This window comes from Streptomyces sp. DH12 (genome assembly GCF_020873895.1).
In the GTDB taxonomy this organism is placed as follows: Bacteria; Actinomycetota; Actinomycetes; order Streptomycetales; family Streptomycetaceae; genus Streptomyces.
Genome location: NZ_JAHWGT010000557.1, coordinates 1 through 562, shown reverse-complemented (window position 1 = coordinate 562; position 562 = coordinate 1). Strand labels below are relative to the sequence as shown.

Genomic DNA, 562 nt, shown 5'->3' with positions numbered 1-562 from the left:
GGAGGAAGTCGTCGACGGGCGGGCCCGGAAGGTGTACGCCCTCGCCCCGGCCGGGCGCGAGACGCTGTCGGCAGCGGCCGACCGGATGGCCGCGACCGCCCGCGAGGCCACCCGCCGGCTCGGGCTCACCGGCCGCCCGGCGACGCAGACGTGATCGGGCCGCTCCTGCGGCTGTATCCGCGCCGGTACCGGATCGAGGCCGGACAGGAGATCCTCGCCGTCCACCGTGAGTCGATGGCCGGCGCCCGCGCCGCGGACCGGCTCCGGGAGGCCGCCGACATCGCCGGCCATGCCCTGCGCATGCGGTGCGGGGTGACGTCCTCGAGCGCGGCCGGGCGGCTGCTGGCACAGGCCGCCCCGCAGGTCGCCGGGGTCGCGGCGGCCTACTGCGGACTGCACCTGAGCCGCTGGTACACCGCGGCGTCCCTCTCCCCCGCCTTCCCGCCCCTCGACGCCGACAGCTGGACCGTGCGGCTGTTCACGTCCGCGCTCGTTGCCGTCGGCGCCGTCACCGCGCTGACCAGCCGGTGGCGGGCCGGACTGTGGGCCGCCGTCGTCGGAC

The 562-nt window shown here is 77.8% G+C and carries 2 pseudogenes; both read left to right on the top strand.

Annotated elements, in window-relative coordinates:
- Positions 1-154: pseudogene (locus tag LPA54_RS35755) on the top strand (PadR family transcriptional regulator); the annotation flags it as partial.
- Positions 151-562 (top strand): annotated as a pseudogene (locus LPA54_RS35750) (hypothetical protein); the annotation flags it as partial. The pseudogenes LPA54_RS35755 and LPA54_RS35750, both read left to right, overlap by 4 nt.